Raw genomic sequence first — 3,987 nt, 5'->3', positions numbered from 1 at the left:
GCGCCAGGCCGGTGCCCGCCTTCGATGCGGCGCTGGCGCTGACGGTCGCGGCCCCCAACCGGGTCTTCGTTCGGGGCCGTGGCATCGATGCGGAACTCGGCGGCCAGCTGCGCGTCGGCGGCACGCTGGCGGCGCCGCAGCTCGAGGGCGGCTTCGAACTGCGCCGCGGGCGTCTCTCCGTGCTGAGCCAGCGGCTCGACTTCAGCCGTGGTCGTCTGACCTTCGCGGGCGGCACCCTGCCGGAACTCGATTTCGTCGCGGAGACACGCGCGGGCGACGTCACCGCCCGCGTCGCCGTCAACGGCCCGGCCGACCAGCCCGCCTTCGCCTTCACCTCCGATCCGGACCTGCCGCAGGACGAGGTACTCTCGCGCCTGCTCTTCGCGCGCGCCTCGGGTTCGCTGTCGCCCTTCCAGGCGCTGCAGCTGGCGCAGACGGCGGCCCAGTTCGCCGGCGGGGGCGGGGATGATTCCTTCGAGCGGCTGCGCAAGTCGCTCGGTGTCGACAATCTCGACATCGGCGTCGGCGCGGGAGGGCCGACGATCGGCGTCTCGCGCTATATCAGCGACAATGTCTCCGTCGGCGTGAAGGCCGGGGCGCGCCCGGAGGACACCGGCGTCTCCGTCAACATCGACGTGACGCGCCGTCTCAAGCTGCAGGCGGAGACCAATGCCGAGGGCGGCGCGGCCGTCGGCGTCGGCGCCGAGTGGGAATACTGAGGCGCCGAGGGGAATCGCTCTGCGGCCTGTCGCAGCGCGCTCGCCCGGCACGACACCCGTGATTCTGCTTTGGAACGGCTCCAAACCGGCGCTACCGGCGAGGTGCGGTTAACGGGTGGTAAATTTCGGCGTTCAAAGCGTGGCCTGCCTGCAACACCGGGTTCCAAAGCACCCCCTCGGGCCTCGCGGCGGCGTGATCGCGGTTGATCGGCGGGAGGGCTTTCGTATGGTTGTCCTGCGTCGGGACGTTCCCGGTCGCTGTTTTTCGTCTTCGCCTCTGAATGGTCAGGGACGCGGGCGAAAGACCGGGAACAAGCCGGTTCGGTGAATAGGGTCTCCTGGGGCCTCTCACCAACGAAGCGGTGGAAGCCCGAGGGTCTCGAAACTCTTTTGGAGGTTACCAATGAAGCTCGTTAAGAGCCTCCTCCTCGGTTCCGCCGCCGGCTTCGCCGCGGTCGCCGGGGCTCAGGCCGCCGACCTTCCCTCGCGGAAGGCCGCTCCGGTCGAATACGTTCGCGTCTGCTCCGCCTACGGCGCAGGCTTCTTCTACATCCCCGGCACCGAGACCTGCCTCCGCGTCGGCGGCCGCGTTCGCGCCGAGTACACGGTCGGCACCCGTTACGGTGAAGGTCAGGACGCTTACGGCACCCGCTCGCGCGGTCGTCTGAACGTCGACGCCCGCACCGCGACCGCCTACGGCACGCTGCGCACCTTCTTCCGCTACGAGCTGACGGTTTCGTCGGGCTTCTACTCCGGCACGACCAACGGCAACCAGGGCATCATCGCTCCGGGTACCGGCCGTAACGTCGCCTCGGGCACCGCTTCCAACCTCGACCTGGCCTTCGTCCAGTTCGGCCCGATCACCGCTGGTCGCGCGCAGTCGTTCTTCGACTTCTACGCCAACGACTTCGGCTTCTCGACCCTGCGCACGGCTGACGCGCGTCTGAACCTGCTGGCCTACACCGCCACCTTCGGTTCGGGCTTCTCGGCCACCGTGTCGCTCGAAGACCGCAACACCGGCACCGGCACCCGTGAAAACGGCGTCGTCAGCCCGCTCGGCGCGTCTGCGGTTCTCGGTCAGGACTTCCCGGACGTCGTCGCCTCGCTGCGCGTCGATCAGGGTTGGGGCTCTGCCCAGCTGTCGGGTGCGATCACCCAGCGCAACATCTCGAACACCGGCCCGTTGTTCAACGCGTCGAAGGATGAGATGGGCTTCGCCATCCAGGGCGGCGTCAAGATCAACCTGCCGATGCTCGCCGCTGGCGATCAGCTGTTCCTGCAGGCTGCCTACGCCGATGGCGCTCTCGGCTATCTCGGCTGGGGTGGTCAGTTCGGTGCCGGTCGCCAGACGACTTCGGTCGCCGGCAACCAGCTCATTGTCGCGGACTACGGCGTCTCGGCGTTCGGCAACACGAAGTCGGCCACCGGCTGGTCGATCGTCGCTGCGTTCCGTCACTTCTGGACCCCGCAGCTGCGCACCGAGATCTACGGTTCGTATAGCGAGCTGAGCCTCGGCTACACCCTCGCTTCCCAGGCGGTCCCGGGCGTCGTGTCGCGTCCGCTCGATCCGAAGGAGATGATCCTCGCTGGTAACCTGATCTGGTCGCCGGTTTCGGGTCTCGATATCGGTCTCGAGGTGGTCTACACCCGCACCGAGCTGAAGCAGGCCGTCCTGGCCGCCAACAACGCTGGCGCCCGTCCGGTCCTGGCTGCCGGTGGCCGCCTGGTGAAGAGCGACGACGCTGTCGCCGCGCGCTTCCGCATCCAGCGCGACTTCTGATCGTCTCAAACGATCTTAGTCAGGAAGCCCCGGGGAAACCCGGGGCTTTTTTTATGTCGGCCTGTCCCGCTGCGTGCGGCTGCAGGCCGCTCTCCTGTTGACAGCGGTCGAGCGAGACGCCTTCTTGGAGGTGTCGCCGCGTTCGGACGGGGACTGCGATCTCCGCTCCGTCCGGAGCCCGGATCGCGGCCTCTCCCTGGATCGCTGCGACGCCGCCTCTGGTGCTCGAGCCTCGACGCTTCAGGCCGGGGGCGAAGGGGCTTGGGGGTGAGGGCATGTCGCAGCCGGGACGTTGGCTTTGGGGGCTGGTGCCGCTGGCACTGCTCTGGGGCGCGGGTAACCTGTTTCTCGACGAGACCATCGAGCGGGACGTGACGCGCCGGGCCGTCGCCGCCGCGGTGTCCGTCGCCGGCGAGGCGGCGGGCGCGCGCCCGGTCACGGCCCAGATCGACGGGCGCGACGTCACGATCAGCGGCGAGGCTCTGTCGGCCGACGGCGCCGCACGCGCGCTGGCGCGGCTGCGGGCCGAATTCGGCGTCCGGCGTGCGCTCGGCGGGCTGTCGCAGGTCGTCCCGCAACGCCCCTACAGTTGGTCGGCCACCCGCCAGGGCGATGTGGTGACGCTGGCAGGCTATGTCCCCGACGAGTCCACCGCCCGGGCGCTCGTCGCCGCGGCCGAAAAGGCGCTGCCGGGTGCCAAGGTCGAGGATCGGCAGGCCTTCGCCTTCGGCGCCCCCACCGGTTTCGGCACGATGGCGGGTTCGGCCCTGGCCGAGCTGCCGCAGCTCGCCACCGGCAAGGTGGCGCTCGACGACATGCGCTTCTGCCTCGAGGGCCGGGCGACCGGGCCCGACGCCTATCTCTCCCTGCAGGCCGCGCTCGGCCGCCTCGCGCGCGACGGGTTCCAGGCCGTGCCCTGCACCATCGAGCCGTCGGTCGTTTCGCCCTATCGCTGGAGCGTCGAGCGGCTTGCCGGCGATGTCCTGCGCCTCGAGGGTTTCTATCCGTCCGACGCGACGCGCCAGCAGGTTCTGGCCCTGCTGCGGAATGCCTTTCCCGGCCAGGTCTCTGTCGACGACCGGCTGAAGCCGGGCGCCGGCGAGCCGGCTGCCTATCTGACCAAGGTCGGCCGCGCACTCGCGGATCTGGCGCGGCTGCGGCAGGGCAAGGCGGAACTGGAGGGGGACGCCTACCGGCTGTCGGGAGACGGCCCCGACACCTATGACGCCTGCCAGGCGCTGCGGCTTCAGATCGCGCAGGGAGACGGTCCCGATTCGGTGGCTCAGGCCACGATCGCCTGCCCACCGGCCCCCCCGCCGCCGCCTCCGCCGCCGATCGAGAGCCTGATCCCGGCCTTGCCGGACCTCCCGGCGCCGATCTTCCTGCCGTCCGAGCTTCCGGCTCCGGCTCCGGCCCCGGCGCCGCCGCCGGTCGAGGCCGCCGTCCCGCCGGCCCCGATGCCACCGGCTCCGCCTCCGCCTCCTGCCC

Annotated in this window: 2 protein-coding genes and 1 pseudogene; all 3 read left to right on the top strand. The window is 70.2% G+C overall.

Annotated features, from left to right (window positions below; translation table 11 throughout):
- Positions 1-719: translocation/assembly module TamB domain-containing protein (locus tag ACT6XY_RS22500; RefSeq protein ID WP_444750533.1), on the top strand; the 719-nt coding region annotated here is incomplete at its 5' end.
- 403 nt (positions 720-1,122) lie between these two features.
- Positions 1,123-2,499, top strand: coding sequence for a porin (locus ACT6XY_RS22495; RefSeq protein WP_444750532.1), 1,377 nt, complete (start codon positions 1,123-1,125; stop codon positions 2,497-2,499).
- Positions 2,500-2,774: 275 nt separating this feature from the next.
- A pseudogene (locus tag ACT6XY_RS22490) lies at positions 2,775-3,987 on the top strand (hypothetical protein); the annotation flags it as partial.

This window comes from Phreatobacter sp. (assembly GCF_052440005.1).
Taxonomy (GTDB): Bacteria; Pseudomonadota; Alphaproteobacteria; order Rhizobiales; family Phreatobacteraceae; genus Phreatobacter.
The sequence above is the reverse complement of the archived record's forward strand: the minus strand, read 5'-3'. Positions and strand labels throughout refer to the sequence as shown.

Bases quoted from the DNA above. Each gene is read 5' to 3' on its own strand.
- ACT6XY_RS22495 (WP_444750532.1), top strand. From the start codon at position 1,123: ATGAAGCTCGTTAAGAGCCTCCTCCTCGGTTCCGCCGCCGGCTTCGCC.